The sequence below is a fragment of the Leuconostoc falkenbergense genome (assembly GCF_014634805.1).
Lineage (GTDB): Bacteria > Bacillota > Bacilli > Lactobacillales > Lactobacillaceae > Leuconostoc > Leuconostoc falkenbergense.
Window position 1 is genome coordinate 1 of the sequence record NZ_BMBS01000020.1, and the last position, 23,808, is coordinate 23,808.

Below are 23,808 nucleotides of genomic sequence, written 5' to 3' on the forward strand. Positions count from 1 at the left end.
GGTTCAATATCGACAACTCACCACTGAGTCTGTTAGTTAATTAATTTTATTTTGTCCAACTATTGGGGTTCACTTCACGCAAGTGGTGCTTTTTGGACATACGCATAAAGAAGGCGCTGTTACCTATCAAGGTAAGCTATTTATTAATCCTGGCTCTACCACTATTCCCAAAGGATTACACGCTAACTTGGGTGGTACGTATGCTATTTTGACAGTTAGTGACAAACAATATACAGTGAAGTTTTATAATCGTCGACATGAGGATTTGTCTGATTTGACAGTGATTGTTGCACGGTAATAGTAACGTGTTGTGGATTATCCATTCTTTTTAAAAAGCCATTTTATCGTCGATAGAATGGCTTTTTTACGTTGTCATAAACGTGTATAATAATTGATATGATAGAAAAAGGACCACAATTTAATCAATGGTACGAAGAAGATACTGAGGTTGATGAACTATTACGTGATGCGGAAGCCAACGCGGCAGAGCAGCGCGATGAATTATCATTACGGCCACAACATTTACGTGAGTATATTGGACAGACACCACTCAAAGAAGAGCTGGCTGTTTATATTGCTGCTGCCAAGCAACGAGAAGAGGCGCTGGATCATGTACTGTTATTTGGCCCACCAGGATTAGGCAAAACTACGTTAGCGATGATTATTGCTAATGAAATGGGGGTCCATATCAAGACGACATCAGGTCCTGCTATTGAGAAACCAGGTGATTTAGTGGCATTGCTAAACGAACTTGAGCCAGGTGATATTTTGTTTATCGATGAAATTCATCGGATGCCAACCAACATTGAAGAAATGATGTATTCAGCGATGGAAGACTATTTTGTTGATATTATGGTTGGGCAAGGGCCGACTGCCCGTGCAGTCCATTTTCCTTTGCCACCTTTCACGCTAATCGGTGCGACAACCCGACCTGGTATGTTATCGAAGCCACTGCGGGATCGATTTGGTATCATTAACGCGCTTCAGTTTTATACACCAGAAGAGTTGCAACATATTGTGGTCCGTACAGCTGATATTTTGAATGCACCTGTTAAGCCAGAAGGTGCTTATGAAGTTGCTCTACGGTCACGCGGTACACCGCGAATTGCCAATCGCTTATTAAAACGGGTAAGGGATTTTGCACAAGTACAAGGGAAACAAGCAATCGATAAAGAAATTGTTAGTGTTGGATTGGATAAATTACGTGTTGATAATCGTGGCTTAGACGAAACAGATCATAAATTTTTGGAAACGATGATTGCTTATTATCATGGTGGGCCAGTTGGCTTAAATACAATTGCGGCTAATATTGGTGAAGAAGCTGAAACATTAGAGTCCATGGTTGAACCTTATTTGTTGCAGATTGGCTTTTTGCAACGCACCCCGCGTGGGCGTGTGGTGACGCAAGCAGCTTATGAGCACCTTGGCATACCTTATCAAGAGGAACTAACATGAACTTTATCATTTCTGATACACATTTTAATCATGAGAAAATTTTATATTTTGATAAATCAAGAGCAGATGCATTGCGTAATTTAGGTATTGATCCCACAGTTACGAATATGGATGAGTATCTTGAAAACCAATGGAACGCTACGGTAAACGATGATGATGTTGTGTATTTTTTAGGTGATTTGGGTATGTTTCGTAAGAAGCAAGATTTTGTAGCACAATTGGCTCGCCTAAAAGGGGAAAAAGTTTTTTTCAAAGGCAATCATGATCATTCTGACCAACTAAAAGCTGCCTTGAAGGCACCTGAAACAAAACTCATTGAGGTGGTAGATACGGCAAAGACTATTAAAATAAATGGCATTCAGGTTTGGTTAAGCCATTACGCAATTGATTTGCCATATCCAATTTTGTCGGTGCACGGTCACATTCACGAAGCAGAGTACGAAAGCCCTAGTATGGTCAATTTATCGCTTGACTCTGTTTTGATGCAACAATATCCTTTTGGTCAACCATTGTCATTTGATAAGTTATGGCCGGAATTAAAAAAGCGGTTAGAAATGATTGAACAATCATATGTGATTGAGCCGGAAAATAAGCGATTTGACCGACAAGTCGAGCGGGCATTTGATGAAGTCATTACCATCAATAAACCGACACCCATACAACGGCATGAACTCGCCTTATTGGTTGAATATCTCAACAAGAATCATTTAACTTATGCAGACGTGTTACACCGATTTGACATTCCTAACGTGAACAAACAGCTGTCAGTTGACGAAAAAGCAGCTGTCTCACAGACAGGATATGAATTTGAAAAAGCAACAGGATTGGCTGGTAACAGCGGCGGAAAAGGAAACTAATAATGACAACAGAGAAACACTATACTTTATCAGATTTTGATTATGATTTACCAGAAGAATTGATTGCACAAACGCCTTTAAAGCAGCGGGATGCCTCACGCTTGTTGGTCCTTAACGCAGAGACAGGTCAATATGAGGATAAGCATTTTTATAATATTTTGGACTATGTCAACGCCGGAGATGCAATTGTGATGAATAATTCACGCGTTTTGCCAGCACGTTTACATGGGGCTCGACCAGAGACAGGTGGTCATGCCGAAGTCCTATTGTTGCGACAAGATCATGGTGACGTTTGGGAAACATTGGTCAAACCGGCAAAAAAATCACCAATTGGCTCGACAATTGTGTTTGGGGATGACTTAGACAATCCGATTATGACAGCTACGGTTGTTGGCGAATTGGAGCATGGTGGTCGCTATATTGAATTCCATTATGATGGGATTTTCATGGAATTATTGGAGCAGTTAGGTGAAATGCCATTGCCACCTTATATTAAAGAAAAGTTAGCTGACCAAGAGCGTTATCAAACTGTTTATTCAAAAGTAGATGGTTCCGCTGCCGCGCCAACCGCAGGGTTGCATTGGACGCCTGAATTATTAGACAAGGTTCGAGCTAAGGGTGTTAAAACAGTTGAGCTAACACTTCACGTTGGGTTGGGAACATTTAGACCAGTTGATGAAGAAAATATTGACGATCACAAGATGCACAGTGAGTTTTATCAATTAAGTCAAGAGGCAGCGGATCAATTGAATGAAGTGCGTGCTAATGGCGGACGTATTATTGCTACTGGTACGACGTCAATCAGGACGTTAGAAACAATTGGGTCAAAATTTGACGGTGAATTAAAAGCTGATTCTGGTTGGACTGATATTTTCATTAAGCCCGGTTATCATTGGACTGTTGTGGATGCATTCATAACCAATTTCCATTTACCTAAATCAACGCTTGTCATGCTGGTGGCTGCTTTTACTGGCCGTGATAACATTTTGAATGCTTATGCACATGCTGTTGAAGATAAATATCGCTTCTTCAGTTTTGGAGATGCCATGTTCATTCACAAATAATAGAGGTATAAATGAATGAAAAAAAGAACAACAACACTTTTAGCCGCAAGTTTGGCTTGGGGTGGTGCTATTCTTGGCACGAATCAACTTTTTAGAATGGCCACAGTGGCTAGTGAAAAAACTGTTGTTCCAGATGATGTGTATCCGGATAATGTCTTATTTGCTAATCAAGAAAGATTTAATCGATTACCACGAGAGACTTGGACGTTAACTACGTTTGATGGCTTGACATTGAAAGCTTGGTATGTCGCTAATCAGCACAGTGAAAAGACCGTTATTTTGAGTCATGGCTGGCGTATAACAAAAGCTAGAATGGCAACTTTTGGTGACTTGTTTTACAATTTAGGGTTTAACGTTTTAATTCCAGATAATCGGGCGCATGGCGAATCAGGCGGTAAATTTATTGGGTTTGGTTATTTGGATCGATTTGACTATCTGCAGTGGATTGATATGGTCTGTCAGAAGGATCAACGTCAGAAAATTGTTTTGATGGGGATGTCCATGGGAGGCACAACGGTTCTGTCAGTCAGTGGTGAAAAGCTACCAAATAATGTAAAAGCCGTAATATCTGATTCGGCATATACAAGTGCCTATGATGAACTAAAATATCAGGCGGGACATATGTTTCATTTGCCGGCTTTTCCTGTTTTAAATGTGTTAAATTGGATGTCTGGTTGGCGGGCTGGTTTTCAATACTCTCAGGCAGACGCTCGTCCTTTAATTGCAAAAAGTCAATTGCCTACATTGTTTATTCATGGCTTGGCTGATGATTTTGTGCCGACAAAAATGGTTTACGAATTGATCGGGCAACATCAGGGAGAGCACGTTGTATGGTTGCCAAAGGGCGCAGGTCATGTTGCTGCTTTTGAGGAATATCCAAAAGAATATATTGAACGAGTTGCTACTTTTTTGAATCAACACGTATAAGTCGCGTTATTAAACGCTTTTGTTTGGGTAGTAGTTCAAGCAAGCTGATTTAATAGCCGATGTCAAGAAAAAATATGGAAAAACAGATGGCTTAATCTTCTGATAAAATGACACTAATAGTGAAAGAGAATGTGAATATGTACGAATATATTAACGGATTAATTACTAATATTACACCAGCCTATATCGTGATTGCCTCACGGAGTGGCGTTGGATATCGTCTTTATACGGCGAACCCCTACCGTTTTGAGGAAAATGTTGAATCACATGTTTATGTGCAACAAATTGTCAGAGAAAATGACATCAGTTTGTTTGGATTTATTGATGCGAATGAAAAGGCATTGTTTAACAAGCTTTTAAATGTTTCTGGTATTGGGCCTAAAAGCGCCTTAGCTATTTTGGCCAGCGCTGATGCTACTGGATTAGTCAATGCGGTTGCAAATGATGACAGCGCATATTTAACACAGTTTCCAGGTGTTGGTAAAAAAACTGCACAACAAATTGTATTGGATTTAAAAGGTAAATTAGATGATCTAGCGGTTGAAAATGGCGTGGCAACATCATCCACAGCGTCAAGTGATTCTCGTGCACTTGATGATGCACTGGAAGCACTCTTGGCACTTGGCTACACTAAAAAAGATGTTAAAGTGGTAGGTGAGCAATTAAGTCAAACAAGTGATTCCACGGATGGTTATATTCGTTCTGGTTTGAAGATGTTGGTGAAATAGTTCGGTTTTTACTGCCAATACGTCCAAGAATTGACCTTGTTATTTAGGCGTTTTTTTTGTATGATAAGTAAGCTAATAAATTATTGGAGGTCGTCATGGTGATTATTACTGCGGGCATGATCGGCGTTGGGAAAACGACATTAACAGGCTTAATTGCAGAGCATATGGGTACACAAGCATTTTATGAACCAGTAGGTGATAATCCTGTGCTACCCCTTTACTATTCAGATCCAAAGCAATACGGCTTCTTGCTTCAAATTTATTTTTTGAATCGTCGTTTTGACATGATTAAACAAGCGTTTGCTGATGATAACAATGTGTTGGATCGTTCTATCTATGAAGACGCTTTGTTCACTGAGGAAAATCATAAAGATGGCAATATTTCAGATGCTGAAATGGATGTCTATACAAGCTTACTTGATAATATGATGGCTGAACTGCAAAAAATGCCTAAAAAAGCACCTGATTTGATGGTGTATGCGGAGACTGATTTTGAAACGATTTTGTATCGCATCAAAAAGCGCGGTCGCAACTATGAACAATTTGAAAACAATCAGGGATTGCGTGATTACTATTTCAAGATGTGGTCAGCTTACCGCGATTGGTTTGATGATTATGATGCTTCGCCAAAACTCAAAATTGATTTACAAACATACGATTTAGAGCAAAAAGACAATCAACAAGTGATTCTGAACCAAATTGATGACGCTCTAAAAGCAATTCGTTAACATTGACACCACATCGTGGTGTTTTTTTTCGAACAAAAAAACCTACCACAATGAACATGGTAGGTTAAAAGTACATATTAAGCTTTTTTCTCTGTTTCCAATAAATTACGAATTTCTGTCAAAACTTCCAGTTCAGGATTAACTTTAACAGCTTCTTCTTTATTAGCCTTGAAGACACGGTTAATTACCTTGACTAGTATGAAGACAACAAATGCTGTGATCAAGAAGTTAATTAAATCGTTTAAGAAAGCGCCATACTTGAAAGTTAACGTTTTGCTAATGACTAATTGTAACTTATCCAAATCTGAATGACCACCAGTTGCAAAAGCGATGATTGGTCCAATCAAGTTAGTTGTCAATGACTTAACCAAACCAGTGAATGCACCACCGATGATAACACCGACTGCTAAATCAAGCACGTTTCCGCGCATAATAAATGCTTTAAACTCTGATAACATAAAAATATCCTCTAATCTTACTAATCTAATATAACTCCATCATACAGGATAATCGTTGATTTACCAACATATTAACAGTTTTGTTCATTTAATTTTCATTTAATTGATATAAGTTTAACTTTTGGTTGATATATTGTCATCATTAAGTAAGTTTAAGGAGTGTTATCATGGATTTTATCAAACGAGCTGGTTTGTATTTACGGCAAAAAATTGGTCGAACTGCACTCATTACCTTGGTGATGAGTGCGATTATGATCTTTGTTTTAGCGGGTATAATTATCCAAAATGCGGCGATTCAAGCAACTAATAGTGCTAAAAATGCTGCAGGAACAACTGTTACTTTAAGCGCTAATCGTGAAAAAGCCTTTGCGGCAATGCGAAAAAGTCAGGAAAGTGCATCATCGTCAAGCAGCAGTTCCTCGACGACGCGACCAACTATTTCCTTGCCTGGGGTTAGTATAACCACAGCTGAAAAAATAGCTGCGCTAAGTAATGTGGCAGGATATCAGTTTAGTAACAGTGCTTCTGTGAATGCGAGTGGTTTCACAGCGATTACAACAACATCAAAAAGTGGAGGTGCTCAAGGCGGGCCATCAGGTGATACATCCACCCAAGGTGATATTACCATTAGTGGTGTATCCACAACAGCTGCCGAAACTAATTTCAAGTCAAAAGCCTATACGATTACTTCTGGTAGGGGCATAACATCAGCAGATAAAAATACGAATAATGTGGTAATTGAAAGTGAATTAGCAACAAGCAATAAGCTAAAAGTTGGTGATACCATTAAAGTCAAAACAACTGCCACGACTTCTAAGACATACGAAATGAAGATTGTCGGTATCTACAAAGCCAAGACAACTTCTGGCAGTTCGTCACAAGGTGGTCCAGGCCAACAATCTGATCCAGCCAATACTATTTTCAGTAGTTATACATTCGCTGGTACGGTAAATGGTGACAGTACCACAGTTACAAGTGTTGTTTACACACTGACGGACTCTTCTAAAGAAGCTGCCTTTACAAAAGCTGCTAAAAAATTAGTATCAAGTAGTTTCAGTTTAACCTCAAGTTCTGAAACATATGCTTTGCTGATGAAACCAATGAAAAACGTTCAAAGTTTTGCCAATAAAATTGTTTGGGTTGTTGGTATTGCTGGCACAATTATTCTTGCCTTGATCACTGTATTGATGATTCGTGAACGTCGTCATGAAATTGGTGTATTAATGTCATTAGGTGAAAGCAAAGTTAAAATTGTACTGCAATTGTTCTCTGAATTATTTGCTATATTAGTTGTTTCACTAGTCATTGCAGGTGTTGCTGGTAATTTTGTTGGTAATGCTGTTGGTAAACAACTTGTTTCACAGCAAACAACTGCTACACAGACTACCACAGCCGGTGCAGGATTTGGTGGTGGAAATGGCGGCGGATCTGGTGCACCAACAACTGGTCAAACGAATCGCAACACAATGTCAGCAACAGGTAGCCAAGTACAAACCTTAAAGACGAAGCTAAGTGGTTCGGCGATGGCTGAATTAGGTGGACTAGGATTAGGTATTATCGCTATCGCAGTTGTTGCAGGGTCAACACCAATCTTCCGCTTGAAGCCCAAAAAGATTTTGTCAAATGAATAAGGACCACGTGAAAAAACAAAAGGAGTTAGTCAATGACATTAGCAATCAAAAATTTGACACATCAATATAACGCGCAGGAACGCCCTTTATATGAAAATGTTAATATGACATTTGAGCCCCGCACACTTTATAGTATTGTTGGTCAATCAGGCTCTGGTAAAACAACGTTGTTAAGCTTTTTGGCAGGTTTGGATACGCCATCCGAGGGAACAATTACACTAGATGATCAGGATATCTAATCTTATGGCTTAACCAAATATCGGAACCAAAAAGTAGCCATTATATTTCAGGCTTACAATCTTCTAAATTATATGACTGCCGCTCAAAACGTTGCTTCGGCTTTATCAATGACAAAATCCAAGCATACTGGGGATAAAGATTATATATACAGCACGCTTAATAAACTTGGCATTGACAGCTCACTGGCTGACAAAAATGTACAACAATTATCTGGTGGTCAGCAACAACGTGTCGCTATTGCCAGAGCGTTGGCAGTGGACGCCAAAATTGTTATTGCTGATGAGCCCACTGGTAATTTAGATGAAGAAAATACACAAGAGGTGATTAGTATATTTCAAGAACTGGCTCACGAAGTTGGGAAAACAGTCATAATTGTTACTCACGAACCAAACGTTGCCAAAGCTGCTGATATTCAAATCAGTCTCAAAAATCGTCAGTTTACAGTTGTTTGAATCTACTATCATACGTATCGCCTTTATTACAATAAGCTTATAAAAAATGTCTGTTTTGAGTTTTCAAACAGGCATTTTTAATTGACAACCCTATCTTTTAAATGTATAGTATATGGCATAAACCATTTAGGAGAATAACATGGGTACCAAAAAGACAAAATATTTGGTTGTAACGACCTTTTTTATGGCTATTGTGCTAATTCAAATGATTGTACCATGGTTAGGAATGCTACCACTTGGCGCATTTGTTGTTGGCGCCTCTGCGACAATTATTCAGTTTACAGTCGCTATCGCGGCGATTATATTAGGGCCCAAGTATGGTGCATTTATTGGCGGTTTTTGGGGTGTATTATCATTTATAAACGCGTTAACACATCCTGGTACGATTGGTTCATTGATGTTTCAAAACCCGTTGACAGCGATTGTACCAAGAGTCTTGGTTGGTTTGTTAGTTGGCTATCTATTCAACACCTTATTCCGCAATCGTCAAGCAGGTACGAAGGTTTTGGGATTAGGCTTGCTAGGCTCGGTTGCTGCGATAGTTAACACAACGGGTGTCGTATTGTTGACAGCTTTTGGGTTCACCGTCATGCATACCAATTTTACTGGTATTCCGACACATGGTATCTTGCCTTGGTTAGTCGGTATTGTCTCATTTAATGCAATTTTTGAAATGATAGTTGGTTTTATTGAAGTCGGCCTTGTTGCTGGTGTTTTGTTACTCATTGCAGAAAAAGCTGACATTAAAGGGTAATTAAATGCGTCCACCCAGACTCGAACTGGGAGCAAAGACTTAGGAGGTCCCCGTTTTATCCCGTTAAACTATGGACGCGGTACTCATAAATTATACCGATTTTAGGCGATAAAAACAAATATTATATTGAGAAATCTTCAATGGAATAATGTATACTAACAATAGATAAGTATAAGAGGTGATTATCATGACCAATAATAAGACAAAATATTTGATTGTAGCGACCTTTTTTATGGCGATTATTTTGCTACAAGTGTTAGTGCCATGGCTCGGATACATTCCACTAGGCGCTGTGATTGTCGGCGCGCAGCCTACAATTATTCAATTTACTGTGGCACTAGCGGCTATCATTTTAGGTGGCAAGTGGGGTGCGTTCTTGGGTGGTTTTTGGGGTGTGATTACTTTATGGCAAGCTTGGTCAACTCCTGGCACGATTGGTTCATTGATGTTTCAAAATCCTTTCACCGCGCTTGTTCCAAGAATTTTGATTGGTGCTGTTGTGGGCTGGTTATTTAATCGGTGGCTTCGTCAGAAAAAGGCTGGTTTGCGTACACTCGGTTTGGGTGCTTTAGGGGCATTATCTGCTCTCATCAATACAGTAGGTGTGGTATTATTCACAGTAGTAGGTTTTACAGTGATGAAAACCAATTTTACTGGTATTCCGAATCATAATTTGTTAGGATGGCTGGTTAGTCTCGTATCATTTAATAGTTTATTTGAAGTTATCACTGGTGTTATTCTTGTTACTTTTATTGGCAATGTTATAGTGCCAATGGCGCAAAGGGCTGGCCTTAATGGATAAAATACAAAGCTTTGATGATCATCAACTTCGTGATAATATAAAAAGTCAATTTCGATATTGAAATTGACTTTTTATATTATTGAAGTCCAGTTTGTGATTTGCTACTAGCAATCAATTGGACGTTAGTTTCACTGCCACTCGGTGTAAATACAATGACCACTTTGGCGCCGCTTTGACTTTGCCACGTGGCATAGGCATATTGGTTATCGGCCGTCAAATAGGTTGGGGCGCCATAAGTTTGTTGAACGCTATCATACGAGACGCTACCTAAGCTTAAATTGTTATATGCTGAAAGTGTCCAATTACCAACACTGGTTGCAACACTACTTGAAGTGGCACTTGATGAAACACTACTGCTGTTGGTTGAACTATCAACAGGTGCTTGTGTTGCATTTTGCTTTGCACTATTAATAGCAGCCGCAACTTCGCTACTAGCACTCGCTGGTGCTTGTGCCACAGTCACAGTGCTTGAACTTTCAGCCGAAACAACTTCACTACTAGAAGATACCATTGTAGTTTCTGAACTAGAGGTTGCTTTTTTTGCCGTCGTTTTTTTCTTTTTACTTGAACTGGTACTTGATGATGAAGTTGTTGTTTTGATGTTATTTGATTGGTGTCCAAGAACTGTGAAACTGACAATCAACAGGACGACGATGATCACTAATGCAATAATTAAATTCCGCTTTTTGTGAGACTTTTTAAAGGGTTGACGCTGCATGAAAAATAAATTCCTTTCTGAAGTAGGGTGGCCATTGCCAATTATCTGATCCACTAGCAATAACCGAAAGTATGCTACACCAATAATAACAGAAAATGAGAGAAAAGTATGTTAAAATAGAAACTAGTGACGTATCGAGACAAGCAACAAGGATGACCTCAGTGTTTTAAGACCAGTAGAATCCTGTTAAGATTTATACGAAAAAAGAAAAAGCAAACAACGTTGTTGCTTGCTATTTTCCAATACCATTTATAAGGAAGAATTATGACTAATTTAAGTATTATTCCGTTTGGCGGAGTCCGTGAAAACGGGAAAAACATGTATGCTGTGACTGTGAATGACGAAATTTTTATTTTAGATGCTGGGTTGAAATATCCTGAAACTGATCAACTCGGTGTGGATGTGGTTGTACCAGATTTTGAGTATTTAATCAAAAATACAGATAAAATTGCTGGTGTATTTTTATCACATGGACACGCTGATGCGATTGGGGCATTACCTTATTTTCTGCAACAAGTAAATGTGCCAATATTTGGTTCTGAGTTAACGATTGAATTAGCTAAACTGGCTATCAAGGAGCAAGACGCCTTAAAAGATTACGACGATTATCATATTGTCAATGAAAAAACGGAAATTGATTTTGGCGATGTCAAGGTATCATTTTTCAATACTACACACTCAATTCCAGAATCGCTAGGGATTGTGCTAGGGACTGAATACGGGCAAGTTGTATATACTGGCGATTTCAAATTCGACCAAACTGCTGAAAGTTACTATCGGACAGATATTGCACGTCTAGTTGAAGTTGGGCAAAGTAAAGTTTTGGCATTGTTGGCCGATGCGGCTGGTACAGAAGGTGGCGCTGACTCAGTTAATGAATCGAAAATTGGCGATTATATCTTAGAGACTTTCCGAGACAATAAAAAGAAGCGTATTATTGTTGCTGCAGTTGCCTCAAACATTCAAAGAATTCAGCAAGTAATCAATGCCACTGCTGCAACAAAACGGCAACTGGTTTTGTCAGGGAACGATATTGAAAATGTCGTGAGAACAGCAATTCGTTTGAAAAAGTTGGATTTGCCAATCCCTGAAAATAAGCTTTTTGTGAATTTGAAAAATGCCAAAAATTTGGCAGCTGGTCAAACCGTCATTCTAGAAACCGGTCGAATGGGAGAACCAATTAAACATTTGAATCGTATGGCTAATGGCGAGGATAAGTATGTTCATATTGGCGAAGAGGACTTAGTGTTTATAACAACGACGCCTTCAACTGCAATGGAGGGTGTTGTTGCGAAGACACGTGATATGCTGTTTAAGCAGGGAGCAGATGTTAAGCAGATCAGTAATGATATGCGGTCAAGTGGTCATGCCTCACGAAATGATTTACAAATGATGATTAACATTATGCAACCAGAGTATTTTATGCCTATTCAAGGTGAGTATCGCGTGATGACGGCCGCAAAAGACGCTGCTGAAGAAGTCAATATTCCCGAAGACCATATCATGATGGCTATGAAAGGTGATCAATTCAAATGGTTAGATGATCACTTTGAGTTACAAGATTCATTTACAATTGGTGAAACACTAATTGATGGCGCTGGTATTGGGGATATAGGGAATGTGGTTCTACGTGATAGACGCATTTTATCTGAAGATGGTATTTTTGTTTCTGTTGTGACGATTGATCGTAAAAAACGGCAAGTTGTTTCAAAACCTAAGCTGACGTCGCGTGGTTTTGTCTATGTTAAAGCAAACCGTGACTTAATGAAAGAAGCTTCAGACTTGACGATTAAACAAATTGAAGACTACCTCAATAATACGAAGAATTTTGACTGGAATGAGCTGAAAAATAGTGTTCGAGAAGTACTTTCAAGATTCTTGTTTGAACAGACTCGTCGTCGCCCAATGGTGATGCCCGTGGTAATGGAAGTTAATCAAAACAGACGACCAAATAACCATAAGTCAACGGCGACACAGTCTGGTGCACAATCAAATAAGCGCCAAACACCAAAAAAACCAAATAATCCCAATGTTACTAAGGTGACAAAGGCTGTTAAGAAAGGACCACGTCGTCCAAACAATCGCCGTCCGCAACCTAAAGCGGCTGAATAACAAAAATCCCAACTCAAGTGAGTTGGGTTTTTGACTAATCAAGAAAGGAGTATCGTAACAATTATGAGTTGAGTTTTAATTGTCATAATTTGTTATGTGACCGAAAAAATGACTGACCATATTACGCCAGAAACACAGGAACTTATTAACCGTGCGCAGGTGGAAATGAAACAAGAAAACTGGCACGATGCAGCAGAAACACTGGCTGATTTATATGAAAGTTTGCAGACTTTTGATATTAACAATCGCTTAGTGACAGCCTTATTTATGGATGAACAATATCAATTAGCATCTTCTTATGCTGACGATTTTTTGGCAGAATATCTCGATGATGAAACACATTTTCGCATGATAGTTGCACTGGCAGTCCAAAATCAGAGCTTTGTTTATGCGCAACAATTGGCGATGTTATGGGATGATGAACAGACACAGTCAGAAATTTTAGATGAAATCAGAACGGCTGAAAATCATGCGAAAGAAACAATGGCAACAACTTTAGCAACGATTAGTCGTCAGTTTTATCACATGAGCGACTACGACTTGGATGCGCAACGTAATCGTTACGAGGCTGCTAGAAGGCTACCGGTGGCTGATTTTGTTATCGGCGCTAAATTTTTATTAGTTGATCCATTTGCCTTGCCGCTAATACGCGCAACTTTGTTAGAAGATTTACAAAAGCTAGATATTCAAGAACCCGTTCAATATCGCTGGTTAGATGAACAACTTTACACTATCCGTCTTGACCAAATTAATCCATTGACGAGTTCCGAAGTTTTTGAAAAAATTGCGACATTAATTGACGATCGATTGGGTCAAGAAGATCCTGTAGCGTTGGAAATGTTAGCCCATCAAATGAGATTAGAGCTAACACTTTTGTACCCACAAACTGACGACGTGATTATTGATGCTGACAGCTGGGTTGATAGCAGTCTAGATCACTACTATGGACAATCAAATCATACTGAAGTTGGACTGCAAAAATATTGGCATGATAAAGTAAATGAAATTACAAACAGCTTTTTTGAAAATTAATGTTAAAAGTGTTTACATTTTCTTAATAAGTCGGTATAATAATTTTTGGCTTCAAGAGCCGGAAAAATGCAAGTTACTTGTTGTCTTTTGACGGCTTGCGTTGTAAAATATATTTATAAACATTTTTCAGAATTACTGAAAAATGAATTTTGGAGGAAACTACATTGGCTAAGGAAACTTACGTTCGCACTAAGCCCCACGTTAACATTGGTACTATTGGACACGTCGATCACGGAAAGACGACTTTGACTGCTGCTATTTCAAAGGTATTGTCTGAAAAGCAAGGTAAAGTAGCAACTGATTTTGCTGAAATTGATAACGCGCCTGAAGAAAAAGAACGTGGTATCACTATTAACACTTCTCACATCGAATACGAAACTGAGAAGCGTCACTATGCCCACATTGATGCCCCAGGTCACGCGGATTACGTTAAAAACATGATCACTGGTGCCGCTCAAATGGATGGTGCTATTTTGGTTGTCGCTGCAACTGATGGTCCTATGCCACAAACGCGTGAACACATCTTGTTGGCACGTCAAGTTGGTGTTGACTATCTTGTTGTGTTCTTGAACAAGACAGACTTGGTTGATGATGAAGAATTGATCGACTTGGTTGAAATGGAAGTTCGTGAACTTTTGTCTGAATATGAATTCCCTGGTGATGATATTCCTGTTATCAAGGGTTCAGCATTGAAGGCTTTGGAAGGTGACCCTGAACAAGTTAAGGTTATCGAAGAATTGATGGATACTGTTGATTCATACATTCCAGAACCAAAGCGCGAAACTGACAAGCCTTTCTTGATGCCTGTCGAAGACGTCTTCACAATTACTGGTCGTGGAACAGTTGCTTCTGGTCGTGTTGACCGTGGTGTATTGACTACTGGTACTGAAGTTGAAATCGTTGGTTTGAAGGATGAAGTTAAGAAGACTACTGTAACTGGTATCGAAATGTTCCGTAAGACTTTGGAAGAAGCTCAAGCGGGTGACAACATTGGTGCATTGTTGCGTGGTGTTGATCGTAACGAAATCGAACGTGGTCAAGTTTTGGCAAAGCCAGGTTCAATTCAAACACACAAGAAGTTCAAAGCCGAAGTTTATGTTTTGAGCAAAGAAGAAGGTGGTCGTCACACACCATTCTTTACAAACTACCGTCCACAATTCTACTTCCACACAACAGATGTTACTGGTGTTGTTGAGTTGCCAGAAGGTGTTGAAATGGTTATGCCTGGTGACCAAGTGACATTCGAAATCGAATTGATCTCACCAGTTGCCATCGAACAAGGTTTGAAGTTTACTGTTCGTGAAGGTGGCCACACTGTTGGTGCCGGTACAGTTACTGAAATCGAAGACTAATATTATTAGTTTTACAAGGACATGCATTGCGTGTCCTTTTTTTTTATAAAAAAACAAGTATGCTATTGCATACTTGTTTGGTGTGATTATTTATGTGTCTCAGTCTCGCTGTCTCGTCCTAAAGCAGCTGTTCGTGCAACATCATCTTCCTTTTCATTTGGTAAAATGAATAAGTCATCTATCGGGGTTGTTTGTGTTTCTTCACGATTAACAATTTTTGCCATTATGATCCTCCACTTTTTCTTAATTTTACATTATTTTTTATGCAAAAATATACATTTTATTCAAATTATTATGTATATAAACTGCATATATATGATAATCATGTATAATATAAATTAATAATTCGAAACGGAGAGCGATATGGCTGATTTATTGGTGATTGAAAATTTAACAAAAAAGTTTGGTGACAAAATAGTTTTTAAAGATATTAACGTTAATGTAAAGAAAGGCGAGGTAATTGCTGTCATTGGACCATCAGGTGCTGGTAAATCAACATTCTTGAGAGCTATCAATATGTTAGATAAACCAACAAGTGGCGAGGTTTTGTTTGAGGAAAACCAACTGACTAGTTTAAATGAAAATCAGCTTGATCAATTGCGTGAAAAAATGGGTATGGTTTTTCAAGGGTTCAATCTATTCCCAAATCTGACAGTTCTTGAAAATATTAAATTAGCACCCCTTAAAGTTAAGGGGCAAGATGATAAAATTGCCACAGAAACAGCCAAGCAGTTATTGACGCAGGTCGGACTTTCTGACAAGGCGGACCAATATCCCGCAAGCCTTTCTGGTGGACAAAAGCAGCGTGTTGCAATCGCACGTGCATTGGCCATGTCTCCAGATATGTTGCTTTTTGATGAACCGACTAGTGCATTAGATCCAGAAATGGTTGGTGAAGTATTGGCGGTAATGAAACAATTGGCTGAGGATGGCATGACAATGATTGTGGTCACACATGAGATGGGATTTGCCCGAGAAGTTGCAGATAAAGTTTGGTTTATGGCTGATGGCGGCATTCAGGAAATTGCTGAACCTAAAACTTTCTTTGAAACGCCCAAAACAGAACGCGCACAAGATTTTTTACAGAAAGTTCTATAATCTCTTGATTGCGGTTGATACTTAAATTTACTGAAAATGATGTAAGTTAGTAAAAGCGCTTACATTTTCGAAGAAATAGCGTTATAATAAAAGTATCAAGAACGATAAGAGGTTGGGTCATGGCATATCAGAATATTTTAGTAGCAATCGACGGATCAGATGTATCAAACATTTTAATAAAAAAGGTGGTTGAATTTGCTCCAGAAGCACACATTGACATTTTAACTGTTGTTGACACCAATGGCGGTGGCTATTTTGGTTCAATTGCGATGAGTGATGATGTTGTTTATCAAATGGAGCAAGATGCTGAAGCGTCAATTAACAAAGCTTATGAATATGCGCAGAGTTTAGGTCACACTGATGTTGATGTTCATGTTCGTTTTGGATCACCAAAGCAAGTTATTGCTCGACATTTTCCTAAGGATCACAAAAATGATTTGATTGTGATTGGGGAAACAGGGTTGAGTCGACTACAACGGGCAATGGCGGGAACTGTTCCATCATTTGTGACACAAGTTGCTAATACAGATGTTCTCATCATGCGTACTTCTGAAAAGTAAAAAAACACCAAATGTTGAAAATCATTTGGTGTTTTTTATTTGGCCTCTTTAATAATCGTGATGTTCGTAATTTTGACAGGATCAACTGGTTTTGAAGCTTCTCCTGAACTACTGTCTTCAACCTTTGCTTCAGCAATTTTGTCTACTACTGACATGCCTTTGATTACTTGACCAAATACTGTGTAATCACCATCTAGGCTAGGCACACCGCCTTTTTTATAGGCATCATATATTTTTGAAGGGTAATTATTTTCATCGACTTGCTTTGAGAGATTCTTTTTATTTTGAACGATGAAAAATTGGCTACCATTTGTGTCTGCTCCAGCATTGGCCATTGATACGGCGCCACGAATATTATAAAGTGATGTGCTAATTTCATTTTTGAAACCATTACCACTGTCAATACTGCTGTCTTTACCTTTCCAAATTGACTCTCCGCCTGAGCCGTCACCTTTGGGGTCACCACCCTGAATCATGAAGTTGTTAATCACACGGTGAAAAATTGTATTGTTATAGTAACTTTGTTTGGCATGGGTGATAAAGTTTTCAACAGCTAATGGTGCATATTTGTTGAATAGTTTGATAGTGATATCGCCATAACTCGTATGCAGCGTTACTTCACTTTCATTCTCAGATACAGCATTAGTCAATTGAGGCAAAGCAACTTTTTCTAACTTTGGATCCTTTTTTGTGGTTGAAGTCGCTGAGTTTGCTGAGTTAGCGAAATGCTGGTAGCCAACAATACCAGCAATTAGTAGTACAAGAATCACCGCCATTATGATTTGTGGTGCAAATTTTTTCATGATTAAATCCTTTCAATGATAAATGTCTGAGTTGCAGATGTCGTATAGTTAGCTTGATTGAAATCTTCTGGAATAAGTTCTGACAAATAATCTAGCCAATCTTTTGGCGTTGCATTAAATTTTGTAATCAAGAGACCACCATGTGTTAGTTTTGGCAAAACCAAGTCAATTTGATTGATAAAATGTGGTGGTTTGTCATTTGTGTTCTCTGTATCAGATGAATAATCAAAAATTGCAATACTAATTTGTTTTCGTTCACCCATATCAGTGCTTAATTGCTGCGTCAGATTATGACCAAGCAGAGTGACACGTTCTGATAGCCCGCTCATGAAGAGAGATGCGGCTGCGGCGTTGGCGTTATCTTTTGTTGTTGCGTAGCTCAATACGTGACCTTCGTTGCCCACGCGTGTTGCTAAAAAACGTGTATTAACGCCATTAGCTGTTGTTCCATCCAAAACCAAATCACCGATTTTAATATTTTGTTCAATTATTTGATGTGTAAATGTGTTACTTGAGGGAATCATCAGGTACTCCTTTATTGTTAAAAAATAGTTGTTGACTGATATAAAGCATTGTGTATGCAATTGCCATCCCAGCGACTATATCACTCGGGTAGTGAACGTTGACATAAACACGACTAATGGGAATTAAAATAATTAATCCAAGTAATAAGCAGGAAGCTACACGACGTTGCCAATTAGACTTTAGATGGCGATGTAAGATGATAATCAAGCTACCATACAACAAAACAGATACCATTGCATGACCAGACGGGAAACTAAATCCAGATGTAGGGACTAAATGAGGTGTTGGGCGCGGTCGGGTGATAATGTTTTTAACAATTTGATTGCTTAATCCTGCAAACACAATCACATTAAATCCAATAAATAGTGTTTCGCGATAAAAATGGTGGTAGATGAGCCAAAGTGAAATAGTTATCAGAATAATTGCACTCCAACTGACATTACCAATACTAGTAATCGTCGTGAAAAACCAATTATGTTTATGATCGTAATGTTGAATTAATTGCTGCCCAAAGTTGTCAAATTGCTGAATGAACTTAGCTTTTAATAAAACACCAACTGTTAAAGTAATAAAAACTGCCAAAGATATGCAAGGGAGAATAGAAATTTTTTGTATTTTACGCATATAATGATTATACCCGATTGCGTAAAGATGTGATATAATGAAAGCATTACAGTCAACATTAGTAAGTATGGCGGGGTTGTAGAGAATAAGTGGCGCTGTAAACTTATCAAACAAAATACGGAACTCGGTTGACTGAATTACGGGTGAAATGTCAAGTAGTCTGTAACGTATGCTCGCGTTAAGGCAATTAGAGACGTAGTCGTACGTGAACATAGGTGGTACCGTGAATTCAAATTTCACCCTATGTCATGCTTTTTTGCATGGCATAGGTTTTTTTATTTGAAGGTGGTTAATCTAACGGTTTCTTGATGTTCCAACTTAAATAAAGCACACAAAGGAATAAATTATGGCATATAATCACAAAGAAATTGAGCATAAATGGCAAAAATATTGGGAGGATAATCAAACTTTTAAAGCGCCAGATCAATCAGATAAACCAAAGTATTATGTGATGGATATGTTTCCCTATCCTTCAGGGCAAGGGCTGCATGTTGGACATCCAGAAGGGTATACGGCAACAGACATTGTTAGTCGTTACAAGCGCGCCAATGGTTTCAACGTATTACATCCAATTGGTTGGGATGCTTTTGGGTTGCCGGCTGAACAATATGCTATCAAAACTGGTAATAATCCAGCTGGTTTTACAAATAAAAATGTCCAAGTTTTTAAAAAGCAAATCAAGTCTTTAGGTTTTTCGATTGACTGGTCACGAGAAATTAATACAACCGATCCAGAATACTATAAGTGGTCACAATGGATTTTTGAAAAGTTGTACGAAAAGGGTTTGGCTTACGAAGATGAGATTATGGTTAACTGGGCCCCAGATTTTCCGGGTGGTGGCATTGTTGTTGCCAATGAAGAAGTTGTTGACGGTAAGACTGAACGTGGTGGTTATCCTGTCTATCGCAAACCTATGAAGCAATGGGTTTTGCGTATTACTGCGTATGCAGATCGTTTGTTAGATGATTTAGAAGATTTAGATTGGCCTGAAGCGATTAAAGAACAACAACGGCATTGGATTGGTCGATCAACTGGTGCTTCTGTTAACTTCAAAGTTGATGGTTTTGATGACGAAATCGAAGTCTACACCACACGACCTGATACGCTCTTCGGCGCTAAATATATGGTGCTGTCGCCCGAGCACGACCTAATTGAAAAAATTACAACACCAGATCAAGCAGAAGCAATTGCTGCATATCAGGAGATTGTTGCCACAAAGTCTGATCTTGAGCGGACTGATCTTAATAAAGACAAGACGGGCGCCTTCACTGGTGCTTACGGTATTAACCCTATAAATGGCGAAAAATTGCCAATTTGGATTGCTGATTATGTATTGGCGTCATACGGTACAGGTGCAATTATGGCGGTACCAGCTCATGATGAACGTGATTATGCCTTTGCTAAGAAATTTGATTTGCCAATTACACCTATAATTGCTGGAGGCGACGTTAATGAAGCCGCATATACTGGTGATGGCACGCATATCAATTCTGGATTTTTGGACGGATTAAACAAGCAAGAGGCTATTGATAAAGCGATTGAATGGTTGGAAGACAATCACGCAGGACATAAACAAGTCAATTACCGATTGAGAGACTGGATTTTCTCTCGCCAACGCTATTGGGGTGAACCGATTCCTGTCATTCATTGGGAAGACGGGACACAAACTCTCGTACCTGAGGAAGAGTTGCCACTTCGTCTGCCAGAAATGACACAAGATCAGTTGAAGCCTTCAGGAACAGGAGAATCGCCACTTGCCAATGCAACTGAGTGGTTAAATGTGACACGAGAAGATGGTGTTAAAGGACGACGTGAGACCAACACTATGCCACAATGGGCGGGATCTTCTTGGTATTTCCTGCGTTATGTGGATCCACATAATTCAAAGGTTTTAGCAGATCCAGAAAAGTTGAAATACTGGATGAATGTTGATTTGTATGTTGGTGGTGCTGAACACGCTGTTTTGCATTTATTGTATGCCCGTTTTTGGCATAAGTTCTTGTACGATTTGGGTGTTGTACCTACTAAAGAACCTTTCCAAAAACTTGTTAACCAAGGCATGATTTTAGGTGAAAATCATGAAAAAATGTCTAAATCAAAAGGCAATGTGGTTAATCCAGATGAGATTGTTAATGATTATGGTGCCGACACACTACGCGTATATGAAATGTTTATGGGACCATTAACACAAAGTAAACCGTGGTCTGAAGAAGGTGTTGCTGGCTCACGTCGTTGGTTGGATCGTGTTTGGCGATTACTAGTTGATGATGAGGGAAAGTTGCGTGATCACGTAACGACAGTTAACCCTGGTGATTTAGATAAAGTTTATAATCAGACGGTGAAAAAAGTAACTGACGACTTAGAAAATATGCGTTTCAATACGGCTATTTCACAATTGATGGTTTTCGTGAATGAAGCTTATAAATCAGATGCTTTGCCAATTCAGTATATGAATGGCTTTGTACAAATGTTAGCACCGATTGCACCATTTTTGGCTGAAGAGTTATGGCAAAAACTTGGTCATACGGAAGGTGTTAGTTATGAACCTTGGCCAACATATGATGAAAAACAACTTGTTGAAGACACAGCCGAAATTATTTTCCAGGTCAACGGCAAAGTACGTGGTAAGGCAACTGTCGCCATAGATATTGACAAAGATGCTATGGTCGAAGCTGCTAAAGCAGATGATAATGTCCAAAACTTCATTAACGGCAAAGAAATTCGTAAAGTTATTGCGATTCCTGGTAAGTTTGTTAATATTGTAGTAAGCTAAGAAATTACATGTTGTGGCATTTGTCAATTTAGAATGTTGCGCAAATCCTCACTTAGGTGAGGGTACATATCAAAAAATGGGGTCACTAAATATGTCGGATGATCAACGTCCAGAAAATCTCAATAGCGGAAATCGCGTCGATAAAATTAACGTCGATGGACAAATGTTGAGTGCTGAGGAAATTTTAGCTCGTGCACGTAAGCGTGTGCAGAACAAACAGTCACCATCACATTCCGGTGGAGTAGCCCCTCAGTCTCATCAAAAAACAGTCATGTCAAATGCTGATATTGCGTTATTAAAGCAAAAAAATGATCAGGCACGTAAGAAAATCATTCAAAAGAAGCCCAGTTTGACAGTAGCAGAGACTTCAAATACGCAATCACAACCTGTAACCCCTTCAGATACAGCTGCTGTCAGTGACAACCAAGCGACGTTAGTGAAAGGCTCCGCGTGGTTGTCAGTGGGTAACATGGTGTCACGTATTCTTGGTGCATTGTACATTTTGCCTTGGATGGCGATGTTGGGCGTGTACGGTAACCGAGCAAATGGTTTATTTACACAAGGCTATAATGTTTATGCTGTTTTTTTGGCCATTGCAACGTTTGGTATTCCAGCGGCCATTTCTAAAATTGTAGCGGAATTAGCTGCTAAACATGATATTTATCGTTCACGGCAACTCACACGTCAATCAATTTGGCTTGGGATTGGTTTAGGCATTCTCTTTGGCGCCATCTTATATATTGCGGCGCCATGGTTATCTAACGGTAATGCTAATGTAATACCAGTATTGCATTCGTTGGCGCCTGCAGTGGCAATTTTCCCGCTAATGTCGATGATTCGTGGTATTTTTCAAGGGCACCAATTAATGAGTGTGTCAGCGATGTCACAAGTTATTGAACAAATTGCTCGAGTCGCGTATATGCTTATCACAGCGGTCGTTATTCTAAAATCTAATCCTACAAATTGGACGGGTGTCGTCGTTCAATCAACCTTTGCAGCGTTTATCGGTGCTATTTTCAGTATGTTGGTTCTTATATGGGGCTGGGCCAGGTATCGTCACATTTTGGTGCAACCAATTGAAAATGCGCAACCGACACATCACGCCCCAACATTTGGTCTAGTTCTAAATATTTTAAGAGAATCATGGCCGTTTATTATTATTGGATCAGCTATTACGCTTTTCCAACTGGTTGATCAGTATTCTTTCTTTGATATTATGAACCATTTTTTTGCCAATTCTAATACTGAATTACTAAATCAGTTTGCTTTGTTCAGTGCTAATCCCAACAAACTGATCATGATTATTGTGCCTTTTTCAACTAGTATTGCGGCAACTGCCTTGCCTATGTTATCAGGTAGTAAAGCGACATTAACACATGCTGACATTCAAACTCAACTTAAGCAAGTTATGAAATTATTTGCTTTAATCATGTTGCCAAGTGCATTGGGAATGTATGCTGTTGCTGGACCGTTATATAAAATGTTTTATCCAATTGGGGCTTCAAATCAAGACGGTATCTATTTGTTACAATATTCGACTATTTTAGCCATTGCATTTAGTCTATTCATGTTACTATCTTTTGTGCTACAAGCATTATCAGAAGTGTCAATTGTGATGAAAGCTTTTATAGCAGGATTTGTAATTAAAATTGTTTTGCAAATACCGTTAATTCGTTTTTTTGAAGGAATGGGTGCTTTAATGGCTAGTGTCATTGGCATGGTTGTTGCAATCGCCTATATGCTTGATTTTTTGAAGTCAATGTACGGTGTTTCATTTAGTACAATCGGGCGCGAGCTATGGCGTATGTTTGTTGCGTCTGCTATGATGGCTGTAATTGCCAGACTAATTGTTTTCTTTTTCAGTAATTTTGTCTTCCCGATGGATACAAAGTTATCAGTAACGATTACAACGTTTGTTGCAGTATTCATCGGTGGCGCTATTCTGATTATGGCCTATATTCGTATTGGGGTGGCCGATGACTTATTAGGATCAAAGATGCGATTTGTGCCAAAAATATTACGTCCAAAGCGATGATTGTTCATCGTTTTTTTTATAACATAAAATATTCTAAAGATGGTATTTTTTAGACGTTATATACGGTATGCTAAAATTAG

Annotated in this window: 23 protein-coding genes, 1 tRNA gene and 1 pseudogene; 18 read left to right on the forward strand and 7 right to left on the reverse strand. The window is 38.9% G+C overall.

The window, feature by feature from the left end:
* Positions 1-82 precede the first annotated feature (82 nt).
* The 7 genes from IEU71_RS05445 (at position 83) to IEU71_RS05475 (ending at position 5,759) form a co-directional block, all read left to right on the forward strand.
* Positions 83-298, forward strand: coding sequence for a metallophosphoesterase family protein (locus IEU71_RS05445; RefSeq protein ID WP_004914869.1), 216 nt, complete (start codon positions 83-85; stop codon positions 296-298).
* A 98-nt stretch (positions 299-396) separates the two neighbouring features.
* Entirely contained in the window at positions 397-1,455 is a 1,059-nt protein-coding gene (ruvB, locus tag IEU71_RS05450) for a Holliday junction branch migration DNA helicase RuvB (protein WP_004914871.1), read from the forward strand.
* Positions 1,452-2,312, forward strand: coding sequence for a metallophosphoesterase (locus tag IEU71_RS05455; protein WP_004914874.1), 861 nt, complete (start codon positions 1,452-1,454; stop codon positions 2,310-2,312). The genes ruvB and IEU71_RS05455 overlap by 4 nt, the downstream gene beginning before the upstream one ends.
* A 2-nt stretch (positions 2,313-2,314) precedes the next feature.
* On the forward strand, positions 2,315-3,376 hold the full coding sequence (gene queA / locus IEU71_RS05460; RefSeq protein ID WP_004914876.1) for a tRNA preQ1(34) S-adenosylmethionine ribosyltransferase-isomerase QueA: 1,062 nt from the start codon (positions 2,315-2,317) through the stop codon (positions 3,374-3,376).
* A gap of 15 nt (positions 3,377-3,391) precedes the next feature.
* Positions 3,392-4,303 carry an alpha/beta hydrolase gene (locus IEU71_RS05465; RefSeq protein ID WP_004914878.1) on the forward strand — a complete coding sequence of 304 codons (912 nt, stop codon included), beginning with the start codon at positions 3,392-3,394 and terminating at the stop codon, positions 4,301-4,303.
* A 137-nt stretch (positions 4,304-4,440) separates the two neighbouring features.
* Complete coding sequence (ruvA, locus tag IEU71_RS05470; RefSeq protein ID WP_004914880.1) at positions 4,441-5,031, forward strand: Holliday junction branch migration protein RuvA; 591 nt, start codon at positions 4,441-4,443, stop codon at positions 5,029-5,031.
* 95 nt (positions 5,032-5,126) lie between these two features.
* Positions 5,127-5,759 carry a deoxynucleoside kinase gene (locus IEU71_RS05475; protein ID WP_004914881.1) on the forward strand — a complete coding sequence of 211 codons (633 nt, stop codon included), beginning with the start codon at positions 5,127-5,129 and terminating at the stop codon, positions 5,757-5,759.
* Between the two features lie 77 nt (positions 5,760-5,836).
* On the opposite strand, the gene mscL is transcribed toward IEU71_RS05475, so the two are convergent.
* Complete coding sequence (gene mscL / locus IEU71_RS05480; RefSeq protein WP_004914883.1) at positions 5,837-6,217, reverse strand: large conductance mechanosensitive channel protein MscL; 381 nt, start codon at positions 6,215-6,217, stop codon at positions 5,837-5,839.
* Between the two features lie 167 nt (positions 6,218-6,384).
* On the opposite strand from mscL, the gene IEU71_RS05485 reads away from it, so the two are divergent.
* The 3 genes and pseudogenes from IEU71_RS05485 (at position 6,385) to IEU71_RS05495 (ending at position 9,294) form a co-directional block, all read left to right on the forward strand.
* Entirely contained in the window at positions 6,385-7,848 is a 1,464-nt protein-coding gene (locus tag IEU71_RS05485; protein ID WP_004914886.1) for an ABC transporter permease, read from the forward strand.
* Positions 7,849-7,880: 32 nt separating this feature from the next.
* Positions 7,881-8,540: pseudogene (locus tag IEU71_RS05490) on the forward strand (ABC transporter ATP-binding protein).
* Between the two features lie 139 nt (positions 8,541-8,679).
* Entirely contained in the window at positions 8,680-9,294 is a 615-nt protein-coding gene (locus tag IEU71_RS05495; RefSeq protein WP_004914894.1) for an ECF transporter S component, read from the forward strand.
* Between the two features lie 5 nt (positions 9,295-9,299).
* On the opposite strand, the gene IEU71_RS05500 is transcribed toward IEU71_RS05495, so the two are convergent.
* Positions 9,300-9,372, reverse strand: a tRNA-Arg gene (locus IEU71_RS05500).
* Between the two features lie 109 nt (positions 9,373-9,481).
* Here IEU71_RS05500 and IEU71_RS05505 point away from each other — a divergent pair.
* A complete protein-coding gene (locus IEU71_RS05505; protein ID WP_004914897.1) occupies positions 9,482-10,096 on the forward strand; it encodes an ECF transporter S component in 615 nt (204 codons plus the stop codon).
* 76 nt (positions 10,097-10,172) lie between these two features.
* On the opposite strand, the gene IEU71_RS05510 is transcribed toward IEU71_RS05505, so the two are convergent.
* Positions 10,173-10,814, reverse strand: coding sequence for a hypothetical protein (locus tag IEU71_RS05510; protein ID WP_004913779.1), 642 nt, complete (start codon positions 10,812-10,814; stop codon positions 10,173-10,175).
* Between the two features lie 264 nt (positions 10,815-11,078).
* Between IEU71_RS05510 and IEU71_RS05515 the strand changes: the two genes are divergently transcribed.
* From IEU71_RS05515 to tuf, 3 genes are all read left to right on the forward strand, one after another.
* Complete coding sequence (locus IEU71_RS05515; RefSeq protein ID WP_004913777.1) at positions 11,079-12,926, forward strand: ribonuclease J; 1,848 nt, start codon at positions 11,079-11,081, stop codon at positions 12,924-12,926.
* A 108-nt stretch (positions 12,927-13,034) separates the two neighbouring features.
* Entirely contained in the window at positions 13,035-13,958 is a 924-nt protein-coding gene (locus IEU71_RS05520) for a hypothetical protein (RefSeq protein WP_004913774.1), read from the forward strand.
* Positions 13,959-14,122: 164 nt separating this feature from the next.
* Positions 14,123-15,310 carry an elongation factor Tu gene (tuf, locus tag IEU71_RS05525; protein ID WP_004913772.1) on the forward strand — a complete coding sequence of 396 codons (1,188 nt, stop codon included), beginning with the start codon at positions 14,123-14,125 and terminating at the stop codon, positions 15,308-15,310.
* Positions 15,311-15,396: 86 nt separating this feature from the next.
* Here tuf and IEU71_RS05530 read toward each other — a convergent pair whose 3' ends face one another.
* Complete coding sequence (locus IEU71_RS05530; RefSeq protein ID WP_004913767.1) at positions 15,397-15,534, reverse strand: hypothetical protein; 138 nt, start codon at positions 15,532-15,534, stop codon at positions 15,397-15,399.
* Between the two features lie 139 nt (positions 15,535-15,673).
* Here IEU71_RS05530 and IEU71_RS05535 point away from each other — a divergent pair, with 139 nt between their 5' ends.
* Together IEU71_RS05535 and IEU71_RS05540 are read left to right on the forward strand one after the other, a co-directional pair.
* On the forward strand, positions 15,674-16,408 hold the full coding sequence (locus IEU71_RS05535) for an amino acid ABC transporter ATP-binding protein (protein WP_004913764.1): 735 nt from the start codon (positions 15,674-15,676) through the stop codon (positions 16,406-16,408).
* A 119-nt stretch (positions 16,409-16,527) separates the two neighbouring features.
* On the forward strand, positions 16,528-16,968 hold the full coding sequence (locus IEU71_RS05540) for a universal stress protein (protein WP_004913761.1): 441 nt from the start codon (positions 16,528-16,530) through the stop codon (positions 16,966-16,968).
* A 35-nt stretch (positions 16,969-17,003) separates the two neighbouring features.
* On the opposite strand, the gene IEU71_RS05545 is transcribed toward IEU71_RS05540, so the two are convergent.
* The 3 genes from IEU71_RS05545 to IEU71_RS05555 are packed head-to-tail and all read right to left on the reverse strand — an operon-like array spanning position 17,004 to position 18,878.
* Positions 17,004-17,771 (reverse strand): peptidylprolyl isomerase, encoded by a 768-nt coding sequence (locus IEU71_RS05545; protein WP_004913759.1) that lies wholly within the window; start codon positions 17,769-17,771, stop codon positions 17,004-17,006.
* A 2-nt stretch (positions 17,772-17,773) separates the two neighbouring features.
* Positions 17,774-18,295, reverse strand: a complete 522-nt coding sequence (locus IEU71_RS05550) for a hypothetical protein (RefSeq protein ID WP_004913756.1) — start codon at positions 18,293-18,295, stop codon at positions 17,774-17,776.
* Entirely contained in the window at positions 18,279-18,878 is a 600-nt protein-coding gene (locus IEU71_RS05555; RefSeq protein WP_158082422.1) for a phosphatase PAP2 family protein, read from the reverse strand. The genes IEU71_RS05550 and IEU71_RS05555 overlap by 17 nt, the downstream gene beginning before the upstream one ends.
* A 388-nt stretch (positions 18,879-19,266) precedes the next feature.
* Between IEU71_RS05555 and leuS the strand changes: the two genes are divergently transcribed.
* Complete coding sequence (leuS, locus tag IEU71_RS05560) at positions 19,267-21,693, forward strand: leucine--tRNA ligase (RefSeq protein WP_004913750.1); 2,427 nt, start codon at positions 19,267-19,269, stop codon at positions 21,691-21,693.
* A 91-nt stretch (positions 21,694-21,784) separates the two neighbouring features.
* Positions 21,785-23,728, forward strand: a complete 1,944-nt coding sequence (locus IEU71_RS05565; RefSeq protein WP_004913747.1) for a putative polysaccharide biosynthesis protein — start codon at positions 21,785-21,787, stop codon at positions 23,726-23,728.
* Positions 23,729-23,808 lie beyond the last annotated feature (80 nt).